Raw genomic sequence first — 16826 nt, 5'->3', positions numbered from 1 at the left:
AATCCGGACGCTAGGGAAGGCCGTGACCGCGTCTGCTGCAATTGCGAAATGACTTGCTGTGGCGCCCTATCCGTGGGAGAGGGCGCTCAACACACCGTGCGTAGATGATGTCGATCTCATCGACGGTGTGCGTTGGCGAGATTAACTGCGTATCGATCCCAGCCAAACCAGACGTGCCGCTTGCGGCACACCGACATGGCGGCTGTTCTACGCAAGCTTCCTCGATGCAAACACGGCGTCGTACGCGGCGGGCCCTTGGCCCGCGCGGCGGATGCCTATTATGAAAGCGTGCCCCCTTGACCAAATTTACCGACCTCGGCCTGTCCGAGCCCATTCTTCGCGCCCTCAGCTCGGAGGGCTATGAAAGCCCAACCCCGATCCAGGCCGAATTCATTCCCGAAATGCTGGCGGGCCGCGATCTCGTTGGTGTTGCCCAGACCGGGACCGGCAAGACCGCCGCCTTCCTGCTGCCCATCCTCAATGGCTTGGCCGCTGCGGGCGGGCCTGTTGAGCCGAAATGCTGCCGAGCCCTGATCTTGACGCCAACGCGTGAACTGGCGGCGCAGATCGAACAGGCGATCCGAACCTATGGCCGTCATGTGCGCTTCTCGGTCGCCCTCGTGGTTGGCGGTTCGAAACCCTTCCCGCAGATCCGCGCTTTGTCGCGCGGCGTCGATATCGTTGTCGCGACGCCAGGCCGGCTGGTCGACCACATGGAATCCGGCGCGATCAAGCTCAATCAAACCAAAACCCTGGTGCTCGACGAAGCCGATCAGATGCTCGATCTCGGCTTTCTGCCCGCCGTCCGCGAGATTTCGGCAAAGCTCAATTTCAACCGCCAGACCGTGCTGACCTCGGCGACCATGCCCAAGCAGATCCGCGCCCTGATCAAGGATTTGCTCAAAGATCCGAAGCACATTTCGGTCGCCGGTCAGGCCCAGCCGATCGAGTTGATCGATCAACGGGTGATCCTGTGTAATCGCGAGTCGAAACGCTCGCTCCTGCTCGACATCCTCGCGGCGCAGGATATGACGCGCGGCATCGTCTTCACCCGCACCAAGCGCGGCGCTGATCGGGTGCATGAACATCTGATCAAATACGGGCTGAACGCCAAGGCGATCCATGGCGACAAGACGCAAGGCGACCGTACGCGGGCGCTGGAAGGCTTCCGCCGCGGCAAGATCAAAATTCTCGTGGCCACTGATGTTGCGGCGCGTGGTATCGATGTCGATGACATCTCCCACGTCGTCAATTACGAGCTGCCCAACGTGCCGGAAGCCTATGTCCACCGCATCGGCCGCACGGCGCGGGCCGGCAAGAGCGGTGTCGCGATCTCGCTCGTTGACAGCTCGGAGAAGCATTATCTGCGCGAGATCGAACACCTGATCGGCACTGATATCCCCAAACGCGGCGCTGGCCATGTTGTCGAGCTCGAGGGCGATGAGGCCGACGCGGCGATCGTGAGCAAGCCGCGCGTCAAACCGGTCAAGCGGGCTTTCCAAGTCCAGAGCGTGGCCCGGGATGGCGACACAGCCAAGCGGACCCAATCACGTCCGGCACCACGCGGCAAACCGGCCGGCGCGGCGCGCGATGGCGATGATTTCAAGCGCCGCGACGCACGGCCAGCCAAGCCCGGTTACACCAAGTCTGGTTCAGACAAACCCGGAACCGGCAAGTCTGGTTATGCCGGTCGTGATGGAGCAGCGCGCAGTGATGCGCGTCCGGGTTCGCGTGGCAAACCGGCCGCAGGCGCCCGCGATGGCGATGAATTCAAGCGCCGCGACACTCGTCCTACCAAGCCTGCTCATGGCGGACGCGATGGTGAGACCCGCAGTGAGGGCCGTCCGGCCCAGCGCGGCAAGCCTGCCGGCGCGGCCCGGGATGGCGACAATTTCAAGCGTCGCGAGACACGCCCAGCCAAGCCTGCTTACCCGGCCCGCGATGGTGAGACGCGCGGCAATGCCCGTCCGGCCGCCCATAGCAAACCGTCCGGCCCGACCAGGGATGGTGGCAAGTCGAAGTTCAAGGGCGGTGACCGTTCCAAGGGCACAGCCTCGAAAGGCGGCGAAGGCAAGATATTCAAGCCGCGTCGCCCCGGCAGCCGACCGGCCTGATCCGGATCGCTTGAACCTTGTTCCAAGCGCAAGACCGGCCACCTCTCGGGGTGGCCGGTCCTGTATCCGGTTGCGGTTGGCCTCGCCTTAGAACGGCCGTCCGAGGAAGATGTAGAGCGATTGCCGGTCCCGGTCCGATCGGCCATAGGCCAGATAGACCGGGCCCAACAAAGTGTCGGCCGAGACAAAGACACTGCCGGCCAGGGTGATGTCGGAGCTGCTGGCTAGATCCGGGTCAGCCCAGACATTGCCGCCCTCAAGCGAGACGCCGGCATAGAGCGGGACGCCGAAGGCCTGGGCATTGGCCCGATTCAGCCGCCGTCGGTAGACGAGCCGTCCGAGCGCATACGCCTCGCCGGCGAGTTCCTCCTGCTTGTAGCCTGACAGGCTGAACAGGCCGCCAATCCGGAATAGCGATTCGATCGGCACGGTGCCTGACAGGCTGGAGGCGGCGTCAAGCTGTCCAATCAACGTATCGGAGCCGCGCGACCAGACCTGCATCGCATGGGCTTCCAGGGTCTCGAAATCGGCGCTGGCACCCAGCGACTCGCGGGCCACGGACCAGCGCGATGACAGGCGTATGCCCTGGGTCGGGAAGAAGGCACTGTCCAGCGTGTCCAACCCGGCGGAGAGATTGAATTGGCCGATATTAATCTCAAGGGTGTCTGGACTGGCAAAACCATCCTGCAACCGCGCTTCGCCGCTACCGCGCTGATAGCCAAGCCGGACTTCAGCCGGAAAATCGAATTGCCAGCCTGCATCGAGCTGAAGCTCGGCGAAGTCGGCGCGGTAGGTTCCGGTGCGAAAACCATCCTCGCGATAGCGCGGCACATTGCGGACCTCAAAATTGATGCGCGGGGCCAGGAAGATGTGTTGCGATGTGTCGAACAATTTGAACATTTCTGCTGACAAACCAAAACGGTCGCCGAACATGGCATCAATGCGGATCTCCGAGCCGAAACGGTCCAGCGGCAATGACCGGTATTCCAGCGAAATTATATATTCGCCATTGCCGTCGAAATCATTTTCCAGCGCCAATCCAGCCCGCAGATTGGCGACGCCGCCGGGCCGTGCGGTTGCGTCGATCACCAGGGCGGTATTCGTCCCCCGCTGACGCAATTCATAGGAAACGCGTTCGAAGGCGCCCAGCCCGTATATTTCGGCGAGATCTTCGGCCAGCCCCTCTACATTGAGGGTTTCGCCGGTGGCCTGGTGGACATGTTCCAGCAAGACAGAATCGCTCAGTCTCGACGTGTTCTCGACCAGGATTTCATCGATCCGGGGTAGGGGGGGGGACACCAGATGGGTGTGGTTGGTCGCTAACCTCTCCAGGCGATCAAAAGCGGCGTCAGCGGCAAGGGTGCCGGCCGCAATCAGCTCGGCGCCGCGCGAGAAATCTCCCGTTGTCAGCGTGCCTTGGTCGATCTGGATCAAAATATCCTGCGGCCCCAGCAAGGCCAGCTGCGCCGTCTCGTTGGAACGCACCAGAAGCGTCATTGACTGGGCCATCAGATCGACGCCGGTGCGCAATTCTTCCGCTGTCTGCAGCCGGCCCTGAACGGCGACGACAATGATGATGTCGGCACCCATTTCCTGGGCAGTGTCGACGGGAATATTCTTGCTCAAGCCGCCATCGACCAGCAGGTGGCCGTCGATTTCGCCGGGCGGCAGCACGCCGGGCACCGCCATCGAGGCCCGCATCGCCATGGCCAGATCACCATCCTTCAGGCTGACCGGCTCGCCGGTGACAATATCCGTTGCGATGGCGCGGAATGGGATTGGCATGTCGTCAAACGAACCGCGACCTGGATTTAGCACCAGATTGCGCAGGGCGAGATTGAGGGTCTGATCGTTGATGAAGGCGCGCGGCAGGCGCAGGCCCTCACGATCAACGCTGAAGCGCAATTCGGCCGGGAAACGCTCCTCTTCGCGCCGACGGCGATAGGATTGCGAGCGGCGCGGGGCATCGCCGCTGAAAATGCGTTGCCAGTCGAGCCCGAGCACGGCGGCTTCCAGCTGGTCGGCGGAATAGCCCGTGGCATAAAGCCCGCCGACGACGGCGCCCATCGACGTGCCAACGATCAAATCGGGCTGCACACCAGCGCGCTCCAAGGTTCGGATCGCGCCGATATGGGCAATGCCCAGCGCGCCGCCACCTGAGAGGACGAGCGCGATGCGGGGGTGGTTGCACGGCGCTGGTGCCGGGTTGCAGCGTGTCCAGCGATCCGGTTCGGTGACCGGCGGCGGCAGCGTCATCAGCCCGTCCGCATAATTGGTGGCCGGCGGTTCGGTGGCATCGGGGGTCTGGGCCATTGCGGTGCCAGCGCTGGCCAGGATCAGGCAGGCACTCAGCAGCAGCTGGAAGCGGCGTCCGCATTCAATTATCATGACCATGTCCACATATTTTCCGTATGACGACGATGCCGCGTTGTCCGTGTTTGTACCACAGGATTGCGAGGTCGAGGCTTCGTTGACGCGTTCGCGTCTTGCCCTCGGCCGCGATAGACCGCACCATTCCGGCGAAGTTGTGGCTTGGGGGTCGATATGCGTCTGTTTTTGATAATAATTCTGGGCTTGGTTTTGACCGCTTGCGGACAAACGGTGCAGCAGTCCTTCGTGCCGTCCCCGGAGCCGTCGACCCTGCGGGTGACCGAACAGGGCGAGGTGATGGGTTTTCGCAGCGCGCGCGGCGCCGAGGTTTGGCGCGGCTTGGCCTTTGCCACTCCACCAGTTGGCGATCTGCGTTGGCGTGCTCCACGTTCGGCGCTGCGCCATGACGGCGTGTTTGAGGCTCTGGCCTCGCCTGATCGCTGCGTCCAGATCACCAATGGGTATGATGCCGGTCTGGAGCCCGATCAGCTGATCGGCAGCGAGGATTGTCTCTATCTCGACATCTACGCCCCGCCCGGCGCGAGTGAACGCGATTTGCCGGTGATGGTGTTCATCCATGGCGGCGCCAATACTTGGGGCTATGCCGGCCAGTATGATGCCTCGCAACTGGCGCTCGACCAGGATGTGATCGTGGTGGTGATCCAATACCGGCTCGGCCCGCTCGGCTGGTTCGCCCATCCGGCCTTGCGCGGCGACGCCGAGCTGCCGGAAGACGCGGCCGCGAACTTCGCCCTGCTCGACCAGATTGCGGCTCTCAAATGGGTGCGTGACAACATTGCGGTGTTTGGCGGGGATACGCAGAGGGTGACGGTTTTCGGGGAGAGCGCCGGGGCGCAAAATGTGCTGGCGCTGATGGCCTCACCACTGGCCGACGGGCTGTTCCAGCGCGCAATCTCCGAAAGCGGCACGATGCGTAGCGTTTCTTTAGCGCGCGCCGAGGGCTCGCAGCCCTTACCCGTCAGCGCCTTGAACGAGGTCGCCGGCCTGGATGCTGCCGCCCGCTTCGCCGGTGCCAATGCGCCGGCCAGCGTCTTACGCTCGGCGCCGCTTGCGGATGTTTTCGCCGCCTATGGCGATGCAGACATGCCGCGCGTGATCGAAGATGGCGTCACGCTGATGGCTGGCGGTATGCGCGCCGCCTTTGCCGATCCGGCACGCGATTTCGTGCCCCTGATCACCGGCAGCAATCGCGATGAAAGCCGGCTTTATCTCGTCTTCAATCCGGAATTCACCAAGACAACATTCGGCGTCATCCGCACACGCCGAGATCCGGCCCGTTATGAAGCCAATGGTAATTTCGGAGCTCGGCTGTGGCGGCTCGACGGCGTCGACGATGCGGCCAACAGCCTGACAGCATCGGGCCATACCCAAGTCTGGGCCTATCGCTTTGATTGGGACGAGGGCGGCACGCTGCTCTTTACCGACACAGGCGCTTTGCTCGGGGCCGCTCACACGATGGAATTGCCCTTCGTCTTCAATAATTTTTCCATCCTCTATGGCGATATCGGCAAGGTGTTGTTCACAGACGCCAATGCCGATGGCCGCCAGGTCGTTGCCGATGCGATGGGCGCCTATTGGGGCGCGTTCGCCCGTGCTGGCGATCCCAATGCGGGTAATGAGGACCGGCTCGACTGGCCGGTCTGGCAGGCGGGCGGGCGCCTGATGCGGTTCGACACGCCAGACGGCGGCGGTCCGGAAATTCTCACCGGTGAGGATGATTGGGTGAGCCTGACGGCCGCCATTCAAGCCGAACCAGCCTTGACCCAGGGGGACCGGTGCGTATTGGCGGGAATTGCGGTGATGCGCGATCCTTTGCCCGGGCAGGCACTCCAGCGCGATTTCGGTTGCGAGGCAACGGAGTGACGTCGCCACAGCAGGCAGGCGGGCGGGCTGGAAGGGTGAGCCAAAAATTAGGCACCTGTTAGGCTGAGTTTAACAGGCTTGCACCAAAATAGTCTCTTGATTGCCGGATGGCAGCTCCCCGGAGTGCGCGCATTGAAACTGTTTGGTGTCGTCAAAGACAGAGTGACCCGAGCCGAGTTGATGGTCACCTACCGCCCGATCCTGCGCGGGGCGGGTTATGCCGGGATATTCTATTTCACCGTTAATGGTCTGATGAAGCTCTTCCTTTCCGGCGCGCCGGAAGCGAATATCCTCGGGTTTGTCTCCTTGGGTTTCGCAGCATTCTGCGCGCTGATCTGGTGGCTCGCAAAACGGGTGAAGACCCATTCGGGGCTCGAGTTGTGCGGTTTGGCCTTGTGTTCGAGCTTGATCGTCAATGTCTCGATCCACATGTCGATTACGTTCGAGCAGGAAAACATGGCCTATTTCGTGTTGGTCATGCCGGTTTGTGCGTGCGTGAACGTAACGCGGCGCGCGTTTGCTGTCGGAATGCTGGGCAGTTTTTTCGCCCTATTGTGGTTTGTTTCCCAAAACATTCCGTCTCACCTAACAGATTATATTTCGGTGGGTGCCGCGGGCATTCTCGTGTCGCTTGGCGTTTCGGTTCTGGTCCGCGACTCGATCATCAATGCTGTCCGCGCCCAGATTGCCGCCAATGATGAACGCGAACGCGCCGTCAACCTGGCCACCCAGGATCCGTTGACGGTTCTGCCCAATCGACGCAGTTTTTTCCAAGCTCTTGAAGATCGCGATCAGCGGCTGCACCAGAGCTGTGAGGGCTTTGTGCTCGGCTTGATCGATCTGGACGGGTTCAAGCCGGTCAACGACACTTATGGCCATGCAGCCGGGGACCAGCTTCTGCGAGAGGTCGGCCGCCGGCTGGGAGACGCCGTGCCGGACGGGGCGCTGATTGCCCGCTTGGGCGGCGATGAATTCGCGGTCCTCGCCGACCTGCCCGGACCGGGCAAGTCCGTTGACCGCTTCGGCAACCAGATCACACGCAGTCTTGGCCGCCCTTATGAAGTTGAGGGCAATGTCGCGGATGTCGGCGCTTCCATGGGCTTGCTGGTTTGCGATGAGGCTGGACCCAGCCAGAAACAGATGATGGAACGCGCCGACCATGCGCTCTATGTCGCCAAGCGCAGCCGGCGCGGCGGGGCCGTGGTGTTTTCGGCCCATCATGAATCCGACCTGTTGAGCCTGGGCCGCGTCGAGCAGGCCTTGCGCGAATCTGATCTGGACACGGAGCTGTCGCTGCTGTTCCAGCCACAATATGATCTGCACGAGCGCCGGGTCGTTGGCTTCGAGGCGCTGGCCCGGTGGACCAGTCCGAGCTTGGGCGTGGTGATGCCGGATCTTTTCATTCCGGCCGCGGAACGCGCCTGTGTGATGCGACCGATCACCCAGATATTGCTGGCCAAGACGCTTGTCGCACTTGAGCGCCTACCCCAACCGCTTCGAATATCCTTCAATCTCTCGGTTCACGATCTGATGTCACCGGCCGCCGTGGAGCACATCCTCACCCAGGTGCGCGAAAGCGGCGTCGATCCGGCCCGGCTCGAGTTTGAGATTGCCGAAACCGCTCTGGCTGTGGACTTCAACATGGCGCGGACGGCGATCACCAATCTGCGCCAGGCCGGCTGTTCGGTTTCGCTCGATGATTTCGGCGTCGGTTATACCAATGTCAGCCATCTGCAGCAGTTGTCGATCAGCAAGCTGAAAGTGGATCGCAGCTTCATCGCGCCTCTGCTCGACGACGAATCGGCGGCGCAACTGGTGCGGACGCTGATCAATCTTGCCCGCTCGCTTGATCTGGAATGTGTGCTTGAGGGCGTTGAGAGTTTTGAGCAGCTGTCCCTGCTGGACGCCTTCAATGCCCGCTATGTCCAAGGTTATCTGATCGCTCGTCCGATGTCGGTGGAGCGGATCGAGACCTATCTCGCGGCGGTGGAGGCTGGCGAGACCGATTTTACTTCGCTGCCGCCCGCTGCGTCGGCTGTGCCCAAAGCCCACAAGGCGTGATCGCCGATGCGGCACACACCGGATTGGTCGCGCAGGTGTCCGCATGAGCCGTCCCGAACCGAGGCCGGAACTTCGATCCTATCGCCTTGATCTGGGGGTGATTTCGGCGCGCGTCTGGCCCAATCCCGGCGCGCCACTCCTGATTTTCGCTCAGGCCACAGGATTTTGCGCCTCCGCCTATGACCGCATGCTCGCGCCGCTGTCTGACCGCTTCGAGATCGTCGCGCCGGACCTGCGCGGCCACGGACGCACATCTCTGCCTGCCGACCCGGCCAAGCATCGCAGCTGGGATATCTATGCCAGCGATCTGCTCGCCCTGTGTGCGCAATTGCCGGAGCCGCCGCAGCTGATGGCAGGCCATTCGATGGGAGCGATATGTGTCCTGCTGGCCGCCAGCGAGATGCAGACCGCACCGGTCCTCGCTCTGGTCGAACCTGTGGTCATGCCGTTGGGCGTCAACCTTGCGGCACGCTGGCCCTGGGGCAATCTGATGAAGGGGCGGGTCGGGCTGGCTGGCAAGGCCCGCCGGCGTGCCAATGGCTGGCCTGACCGGGCCGCCGCCCTGGAGCGGTACAGCCGTCACAGGGCCTTCGCCGCCTGGGCGCCGGGCGTGTTGGAAGATTATCTCGCTGACGGGCTGGCCGAGGACGAAAGCGGCGTCCACCTGGCATGCGACCCGCAATGGGAGGCGGCCGTTTACGAGGCCCAGGGGCATGACGTGCTGCGTGCGGCGCGCCAGGTCGGTGGTCGTGCCCATGTTCTCAAAGCCGAGCATGGCTCGACTGTTTTAAACCCGGTGGGGCTCACCCGGCGCGGGATCAGCATTGAGCGGATCGAGGGCGTCACCCATCTGGCGCCGATGGAGGCACCGCAGCGGGTGACGGCCTGGATCTCGCGGATTGCCGGTCTGGCAGGCGGGTCCGCCTAGAAGGTCCGTCTGGCGGTGGCGATGATATAGCCGCCCAGATCCTGTTGCTGGAACTCGCGCCCGCTGACGATATTGTCGGCGCGGGAGCCGGTGTAGAAGGTGCGTTCGCGCTCGCGGACCGAAGGCAGGAAGTCGCCCCAGGTCAGCCGCAGGGTCATGCCGTCAATCGCCGTGGTTTCGATCCAGGCATCGACTTGAGGTGATCCATAAGTCCAGACCATCGACTGGTCATAACGGAACGCGTCCTCATTGCCCTGATTGTAATAGCCCCAGCCCCACGCCAATTTCTGTTCGGTGAAATTCTGACGGAAATCCATGCTTAACCGCCAGTCTTCATTGCCCATATAGCGGCGGGTTTCGCCGGTGGTCGGATCGGTGACCTGTGAATCGCGCAACATGCCGGAGACATCCAGCCGCGCGCCGGACAGACCAATGCGGTCCAGTGGAATCGCGGCCTCAACGAACAGATAGGTCCGTTGGCCATTGCCGATATTGCCCGGCGCGTCGAAGGTCGCAGTCGTCACCGGCGTGGTGGTGGAGTCGACCACCACGGTGACCGGCCGCAGATCATTGACGTCCTCGGCACGTTCATGCGTCAGCGTGATCGTCAAACTGGCTTCCGGCCCCCAACGGCGCTCCCACGCTACGCTGCCGCGCCAGACTTTCGAGGGCACCAGTTCGGGATTGCCGATCACGACCTGGCTCTCGGTCGGGCTGACTTCGCTGGCGAATTGGCCAAAGGAAAGCTGGCTGACCTCGCGTTCCAGCGAAACCGTCCATTGCGTTTCGGCGGTCTGGTCCCAGGTCAGGGTGATGGACGGTTTGGGATAGTCGAAGCTGCGCGAACGCTGGGCATCGCCGGTCTGCTCGATGGTGGAATGTTCCAACCGGAAGCCGGATTCGACCGTCACGGCCTCGCTGGCCTGCCAGACATGCGACACGAAGAGCTCGCTGCGCTGTTCCTCGACGCGGGTATTGGCAACCGGCAGGGGCACGGCGACCGGCCCGGTGCCGGTGTCTTCCATAATCTCCAGCCCGCTTTCGAGATAGTTCAGCGCAGTTTCAGCCCCGATTTCGAGCGAATGGTGATCATTGACCTCCCAGGTCAGCGTGCCTCGCAGGGCGCGCTCGCCGTCATCGACAGTGCTGGCATAATAGCTGGTGCTGCCGCTCCCGGTGGCCGGAGTGAAGGTGAAGGCATCATCGCTGCTATAGGTGTCGTCGCGATTGAGAAAAACCAATTGTCCGGACAGGCTCTCGGTGAACGGGCGCTCATAAGTCGCCGTGCCTTCCAACGACGTGCCGTGGCTGTCTGTGGTGTAGAGCTCGACCCGGTCCAGGGCGCCGCCCGGCAGGGCGGCGAGCGAACGGTCCCGCTCGACCCCGTCGGTGACGCCGCCATTGAGCGACAGGCTCAGCCGTGATTCATCATCGAAGCGCGTGGTGAGGCTGGCATTGAAGCGTGGCGACGTGCTCAGACGCGAGGTGCGCTCGCTGCGGGTTTCGATCAGGGCGCCGGCACCGTCCTGAAGGTATTCGTCACGCAATAAGGGGGCGCCGTTTTGGGTAAACTCACCACCGACGGTCAGGCGCGTATTGCCCATATCCCAGCTGGTCGATGCGATCACCTCCGGCGTGATCAGGCCGCTGCCAACCCAGTAATCTGCGCTGACCTCCAGCGTAGATGAAACCCCGGCATCCTCGGCCAGCACCACATTGATGACGCGGGTCTGGCCGCGCATATCGACACCCGCGACGACCTGGCGAATCAGCTCGACCCGCTCGACGGATGCGACGGGAATGCGTTGCAGGATTTGCTGGATTGATTCCGATTTCGTGCTCTGGCGCTCGCCGTCGATCAGCACATTGGCGAAGGTGTCGGCCAAGCCGCGCACCTGGGCCCCGTTATCGATTGAGAAGCCCGGCACTTGCGCGATCATGTCAAGCGCCGTGACGGGGCTGTAGGCGTCAAAATACCCCGGCGCATAGGTCAGCACGGCACCGTCCTGCGACGCTTCCTGTGCGGCCGCGTGAAGTGGCATGGCGATGCATAGCGCGGCCGTTGCCGCGAAAAGCTTGAGTCTCACAGATGTCCCTCTCGTGTCGTTGCCAAGCACCGCCAGTCCCAACCGCCCCATTTCCCCGGGATGCGGTCGCGGCACCTGTCCAACATGGCGGCGAGCTTGCCATGCCCGTTCTGCCGCCATCCCTACGCCGCGCTTACATTCCCGTTAGGTGCTTACATTCCCGTTAGAAATTGGGCGGTGCTTGCTGGAGCAGGCGAGGCTTGGCCAGCATATTGATCGACCCCAACTGCGACCCGCTCGCAACTGCCGGGCATTGCTGTCCTTTTTCCCCGCAATCACTGAAATTATGCCGCCTTTTGCCCTTGCCCCTGAGGCCAGTGCGATCTAGCTTCCGCGCCAAATCGGGCGGGGGGCTCTCGCGGTGTTTTGATTCGTCTGTTTGGCGTTGCAACACTGGCACCTCGGTAGATACCGGCCCGGTATCGGACGCAATCTGGCGAGGCCTGGCGATGGACGCGTTGCTGCTCGACTACCTGCCTATCATGATTTTCTTCGGCATCGCGGCCGTGCTGGGCATTGGCTTTATGGCTGCGGCCTTTGTCATCGCACCGTCAAATCCGGATCCGGAAAAAGTCTCGACTTACGAGTGCGGCTTCAACGCCTTCGACGATGCGCGCATGACGTTCGACGTCCGCTTCTACCTCGTTGCCATCCTGTTCATCATTTTCGACCTCGAAGTCGCTTTCCTCTTCCCGTGGGCGGTATCCCTGCGCGAGAGTTTGGGGCAGTTCGAATTCTGGTCGATGATGGTCTTTCTCACCGTGCTCACGATCGGCTTTATTTACGAGCTGAAAAAGGGCGCGCTGGATTGGGAATGAAGCCATGACCTCTGATCTCACTCCTCCCGCTGGCATGGCCGGCCGCGCTGCGGTCCCCGGCTATGATCCCAAGGCGCATGACCCGTTTTTCGATGGTGTCTCCGATCAGCTCGCCGACAAGGGCTTTGTGGTCGCTGCGGCCGATGATCTCGTCACCTGGGCGCGCACTGGCTCGCTGATGTGGATGACTTTCGGTCTGGCCTGCTGCGCTGTTGAAATGATGCAGGCTTCGATGCCGCGCTATGATGTCGAGCGTTTCGGCTTCGCCCCCCGCGCCAGCCCGCGCCAGTCTGACGTGATGATCGTTGCCGGTACCTTGACCAACAAGATGGCGCCCGCCTTGCGCAAGGTCTACGACCAGATGCCCGAGCCGCGCTATGTGATTTCAATGGGTTCGTGCGCGAATGGCGGCGGGTATTATCACTACTCATACGCCGTCGTGCGCGGTTGTGACCGCATCGTGCCGGTCGACATTTATGTGCCCGGCTGCCCGCCCACCGCAGAAGCTCTCGTGTACGGAATTCTGCAATTGCAGAAGAAGATCCGCCGCGAAGGCTCGATCGAGCGCTAGGAGAGGACGAGATGAGCGAAGCCCTCACGACGCTTGGCGAGCATATCGCTGCGGCCCAGGACTCGGCGGTCAAGAGCTGGGACATCAGTTTCGGCGATCTGACGATCCATATCCATCGCGACCGCATCACCGACGTGCTGCGCTATCTGCGCGACGATCCGGCCTGCCGCTTCACGACGCTGATCGATCTGTGCGGCGTGGATTATCCGCAGCGCGCCGAGCGCTTCGATGTCGTCTATCACCTGCTCTCGATGCACCAGAACCAGCGCGTGCGCGTCAAGCTCACCACCGATGCCGAAACGTCGGTGGCCAGCGTTGCCGAACTCTTCCCGGTCGCCGACTGGTTCGAGCGCGAAGCCTTCGACATGTATGGCGTCACCTTCTCCAACCACCCGGATCTGCGCCGTATCCTCACCGATTACGGTTTCGAGGGGCATCCCCTGCGCAAGGATTTCCCGCTCTCCGGTTATGTCGAAGTACGCTGGGACGACGAGCAAAAGCGCGTTGTTTACGAGCCGGTTGAACTGGTCCAGGCCTATCGCGATTTCGATTTCATGAGCCCGTGGGAGGGTGCCAAATACATCCTTCCCGGCGACGAGAAAGCGGAGGGCTAGGCCATGGCTGACGACGCAATCACCAACGCCCCACGCAATTTCACGATCAATTTCGGACCGCAACACCCGGCCGCCCACGGCGTGCTGCGCCTGGTGCTCGAGCTCGATGGCGAGGTCGTTGAGCGGGTCGATCCGCATATCGGCCTTTTGCATCGCGGCACCGAGAAGCTGCTGGAACACAAGACCTATCTCCAGGGTATCGGCTATTTCGACCGGCTCGACTATGTCGCGCCGATGAATCAGGAACATGCGTTCTGCATGGCCATCGAAAAGCTCGCCGGGATCTCCGTGCCCAGGCGCGGCGAATTTGTCCGGGTTCTGTATTGCGAGATTGGCCGCATTCTCAACCACCTGCTCAATGTCACGACGCAGGCGATGGATGTTGGCGCATTGACGCCGCCGCTCTGGGGTTTCGAAGAGCGCGAAAAGCTGATGATCTTCTATGAGCGCGCATCGGGCAGCCGTATGCACGCGCATTATTTCCGCCCCGGCGGTGTGCATCAGGATCTGCCACCGGCGTTGATCGCTGACATCCGCGCCTGGTGCGATCAATTCCCTGAAAAGCTCGACGATATCGAAATCCTGCTGACGGAAAACCGTATTTTCAAACAGCGCAATGTCGATATCGGCGTTGTCACCAAGGAAGACGTGCTCGCTTGGGGCTTCTCGGGCGTGATGGTGCGCGGTTCTGGCCTGGCTTGGGATTTGCGCCGCTCGCAGCCCTATTCAGTCTATGACGAACTCGATTTCCTCGTCCCGGTTGGCAAGAATGGCGATTGCTATGATCGCTATCTGTGCCGGCTGGAAGAGATGCGCGAGAGCGCCAAGATCATGATCCAGTGCTGCGACTGGCTGGCGAAGCCGGAAAACCAGGGCGAAGTCCTGGCCGTCGACAGCAAATTCTCGCCGCCGCGCCGGGCCGAGATGAAGCGCTCGATGGAAGCGCTGATCCAGCACTTCAAGCTCTATACCGAGGGCGTGAAGGTGGAAGCGGGCGAATGCTATGTCGCCGTCGAAGCGCCCAAGGGCGAGTTTGGCGTCTACCTCGTCTCCGATGGCACCAACAAACCCTACCGCGTCAAGATCCGCGCGCCCGGCTTTGCCCATCTCGCGGCGATGGATTTCATGAATAGGGGCCACATGCTGGCCGATGTCTCGGCGATCATCGGATCGCTCGATGTGGTGTTCGGGGAGATCGACCGATGAGCGTTCGCCGGCTCGCCAAGGAACAACCTGCCAACTTCACCTTCAACGCGAAGAGTGAGGCAGAAATTGCGTTCTGGCTTGGAAAATATCCTGAAACGCGCAAGGCTTCGGCCGTCATTCCTCTGCTCTGGATTGCCCAGAAGCAGGAAGGTTGGGTCTCCGAGCCGGCCCTGCGCGTCGTCGCGGATCGGCTGGAAATGCCCTATATCCGCGTCTACGAAGTCGTCACTTTCTACACCATGTACAACCTGGCTCCGGTCGGCGAACACCTGATCCAGGTCTGCGGCACGACACCGTGCATGCTTCGCGGCTCGGACGAGCTGATCAAGGTGTGCAAATCGCGCATCGGCGAGGCCGGCACGGTTTCGGCCGATGGCAAGTTTACCTGGACCGAAGTGGAATGCATGGGCGCCTGCGCCAATGCGCCCATGTTCCAGCTCGCCAATGCTGACGGCGATCATTACGTGGAAGACCTGGACGGCCCCAAGCTGGAGCAGATCCTCGACGATCTCGCCGCCGGCAAACAGATCAAATACGGCCCGCACTCCGATCGCACCGCCTCGGAGCCCCATGGCACCAAGGTTTTGACCGATCCGAGCCTCTATGACGGCTCGCGCGCCAAAAAGATCAAACTGCCCAATACCGGAAAAGCGGAGGCCAAATCATGACCCAGCTTCTCCAGGACAAGGACCGGATCTTCACCAATCTGTTCGGACACCATGATGCCGGGCTGGCAGGCGCAAAGCAGCGCGGCTGCTGGAATGGCACCAAGGAGATCATCGAGCAGGGCGGCGGCTGGATCATCGACAACATGAAAGCGTCGGGCCTGCGCGGCCGCGGCGGCGCCGGTTTCCCGACCGGTCTGAAATGGTCCTTCATGCCCAAGGAAGTGGGCGCCCGCCCGCATTATCTCGTCGTCAATGCGGATGAGTCCGAGCCGGGCACCTGCAAGGATCGCGAGATCATGCGCCATGATCCACATCTGCTGATCGAAGGCTGCCTGATCGCTTCGTTCGCGATGCAGGCGCACGAGTGCTACATTTACCTGCGCGGCGAATACGTCACCGAGCGTTTGGCGCTCGAGAAAGCCGTCAAGGAGGCCTATGAGGCCAAGCTGATCGGCGACAAGAACATCCATGGCTGGCCGTTCCACGTCTATATCCATCACGGCGCCGGCGCCTATATCTGCGGCGAAGAGACGGCACTGCTCGAAAGCCTGGAAGGCAAAAAAGGCCAGCCGCGCATGAAGCCGCCATTCCCGGCCAATGCTGGCCTGTATGGCTGCCCGACCACGGTCAACAATGTCGAATCCATCGCCGTGGCCGGCACGATCCTGCGCCGCGGTGCCGAATGGTTCGCCAGCTTCGGGCGTGAGCGCAATGTCGGCACCAAGATCTTCTCGATCTCCGGCCATGTGAACAAGCCGTGCAATGTCGAAGAAGCAATGTCGATCCCCATGCGGACCCTGATCGAGACCCATGCCGGCGGCGTGCGCGGCGGCTGGGACAATCTCAAGGCCGTCATCCCGGGCGGCTCGTCGGTCTCGCTGCTGCCAAAAGATATTTGCGACGACGTCCTGATGGATTTCGATGCCCTGCAGGCTCACAAGTCGGGCCTCGGCACCGCAGCCGTCATCGTGATGGACAAGTCGACCGACGTCGTCAAAGCGATCGCGCGGATCTCTTACTTTTACCGCCATGAAAGCTGCGGCCAGTGCACGCCGTGCCGCGAAGGTACGGGCTGGATGTGGCGCGTGTTGGAACGCATGTCGCGCGGCGAAAGCGAGATCTCCGAGATCGACATGCTGCTCGACGTCGCCGGCCAAGTGGAAGGTCACACGATCTGCGCGCTGGGCGATGCTGCCGCTTGGCCAGTCCAGGGCCTGATCCGCCATTTCCGTGGCGAAATCGAATCCCGCATCAATAATTATCGCGCCGGCAAGCCGGTCTTCGTCTCACAAGTCGCGGCGGAGTAGGGCGGGATGTCAGACTCACCAATCTTCTTTTCCGTCAAGACAATATCCGGCGAGCCACGTTTGCTTCGCGTAGACCGCGTGATCGAGCTTCGCCCACGAAAGGGTCGCGGCTCGCTCCTGCACTATAAGCAGGGCGAAGGGGTTTGGAGCTCTGGCTCCTGGTATGAATTGAAGAATTCGTTTGACGAAATCGAACAG

Annotated in this window: 12 protein-coding genes; 10 read left to right on the top strand and 2 right to left on the bottom strand. The window is 61.9% G+C overall.

The genetic code is table 11. The annotated features are described in order from the left end of the window. The first annotated feature begins 296 nt into the window (after nucleotides 1-296). Nucleotides 297-2114, top strand: coding sequence for a DEAD/DEAH box helicase (locus AAC029_RS10125; RefSeq protein ID WP_339747097.1), 1818 nt, complete (start codon nucleotides 297-299; stop codon nucleotides 2112-2114). An 87-nt stretch (nucleotides 2115-2201) separates the two neighbouring features. Here AAC029_RS10125 and AAC029_RS10120 read toward each other — a convergent pair whose 3' ends face one another. Next, complete coding sequence (locus tag AAC029_RS10120; protein WP_339747094.1) at nucleotides 2202-4508, bottom strand: patatin-like phospholipase family protein; 2307 nt, start codon at nucleotides 4506-4508, stop codon at nucleotides 2202-2204. A 150-nt stretch (nucleotides 4509-4658) separates the two neighbouring features. On the opposite strand from AAC029_RS10120, the gene AAC029_RS10115 reads away from it, so the two are divergent. The 3 genes from AAC029_RS10115 to AAC029_RS10105 all read left to right on the top strand — a co-directional run bounded on the left by AAC029_RS10115 (nucleotide 4659) and on the right by AAC029_RS10105 (nucleotide 9357). Further along, nucleotides 4659-6368: a carboxylesterase family protein gene (locus AAC029_RS10115; protein ID WP_339747091.1), complete on the top strand. Its 1710-nt coding sequence runs from the start codon at nucleotides 4659-4661 to the stop codon at nucleotides 6366-6368. A 180-nt stretch (nucleotides 6369-6548) separates the two neighbouring features. Next, nucleotides 6549-8429 (top strand): EAL domain-containing protein, encoded by a 1881-nt coding sequence (locus AAC029_RS10110; RefSeq protein WP_339747088.1) that lies wholly within the window; start codon nucleotides 6549-6551, stop codon nucleotides 8427-8429. A gap of 43 nt (nucleotides 8430-8472) precedes the next feature. Next, complete coding sequence (locus AAC029_RS10105; protein WP_339747085.1) at nucleotides 8473-9357, top strand: alpha/beta hydrolase; 885 nt, start codon at nucleotides 8473-8475, stop codon at nucleotides 9355-9357. On the opposite strand, the gene AAC029_RS10100 is transcribed toward AAC029_RS10105, so the two are convergent. Further along, nucleotides 9354-11444 carry a TonB-dependent receptor gene (locus tag AAC029_RS10100; RefSeq protein ID WP_339747081.1) on the bottom strand — a complete coding sequence of 697 codons (2091 nt, stop codon included), beginning with the start codon at nucleotides 11442-11444 and terminating at the stop codon, nucleotides 9354-9356. The two genes, AAC029_RS10105 and AAC029_RS10100, sit on opposite strands and share 4 nt — an antisense overlap. Before the next feature lie 449 nt (nucleotides 11445-11893). Here AAC029_RS10100 and AAC029_RS10095 point away from each other — a divergent pair, with 449 nt between their 5' ends. Genes AAC029_RS10095 through nuoF form a run of 6 tightly spaced genes read left to right on the top strand, consistent with a single transcriptional unit; the run spans nucleotide 11894 to nucleotide 16628 of the window. Then, the gene (locus tag AAC029_RS10095; RefSeq protein ID WP_339747078.1) at nucleotides 11894-12262 is read left to right on the top strand and encodes an NADH-quinone oxidoreductase subunit A; all 369 of its coding nucleotides are present in this window, start codon (nucleotides 11894-11896) and stop codon (nucleotides 12260-12262) included. A gap of 4 nt (nucleotides 12263-12266) precedes the next feature. Further along, nucleotides 12267-12833, top strand: a complete 567-nt coding sequence (locus AAC029_RS10090) for an NADH-quinone oxidoreductase subunit B family protein (protein ID WP_339747075.1) — start codon at nucleotides 12267-12269, stop codon at nucleotides 12831-12833. An 11-nt stretch (nucleotides 12834-12844) separates the two neighbouring features. Beyond that, complete coding sequence (locus tag AAC029_RS10085) at nucleotides 12845-13447, top strand: NADH-quinone oxidoreductase subunit C (RefSeq protein ID WP_339747072.1); 603 nt, start codon at nucleotides 12845-12847, stop codon at nucleotides 13445-13447. Nucleotides 13448-13450: 3 nt separating this feature from the next. Continuing rightward, on the top strand, nucleotides 13451-14653 hold the full coding sequence (locus AAC029_RS10080; RefSeq protein ID WP_339747069.1) for an NADH-quinone oxidoreductase subunit D: 1203 nt from the start codon (nucleotides 13451-13453) through the stop codon (nucleotides 14651-14653). Continuing rightward, the gene (gene nuoE / locus AAC029_RS10075) at nucleotides 14650-15321 is read left to right on the top strand and encodes an NADH-quinone oxidoreductase subunit NuoE (RefSeq protein WP_339747067.1); all 672 of its coding nucleotides are present in this window, start codon (nucleotides 14650-14652) and stop codon (nucleotides 15319-15321) included. The genes AAC029_RS10080 and nuoE overlap by 4 nt, the downstream gene beginning before the upstream one ends. Continuing rightward, complete coding sequence (gene nuoF / locus AAC029_RS10070; RefSeq protein ID WP_339747065.1) at nucleotides 15318-16628, top strand: NADH-quinone oxidoreductase subunit NuoF; 1311 nt, start codon at nucleotides 15318-15320, stop codon at nucleotides 16626-16628. The genes nuoE and nuoF overlap by 4 nt, the downstream gene beginning before the upstream one ends. The last annotated feature ends 198 nt before the right edge of the window (nucleotides 16629-16826 follow it).

This window comes from uncultured Maricaulis sp. (genome assembly GCF_963975345.1).
Lineage (GTDB): Bacteria > Pseudomonadota > Alphaproteobacteria > Caulobacterales > Maricaulaceae > Maricaulis.
The sequence above is the reverse complement of the archived record's forward strand: the minus strand, read 5'-3'. Positions and strand labels throughout refer to the sequence as shown.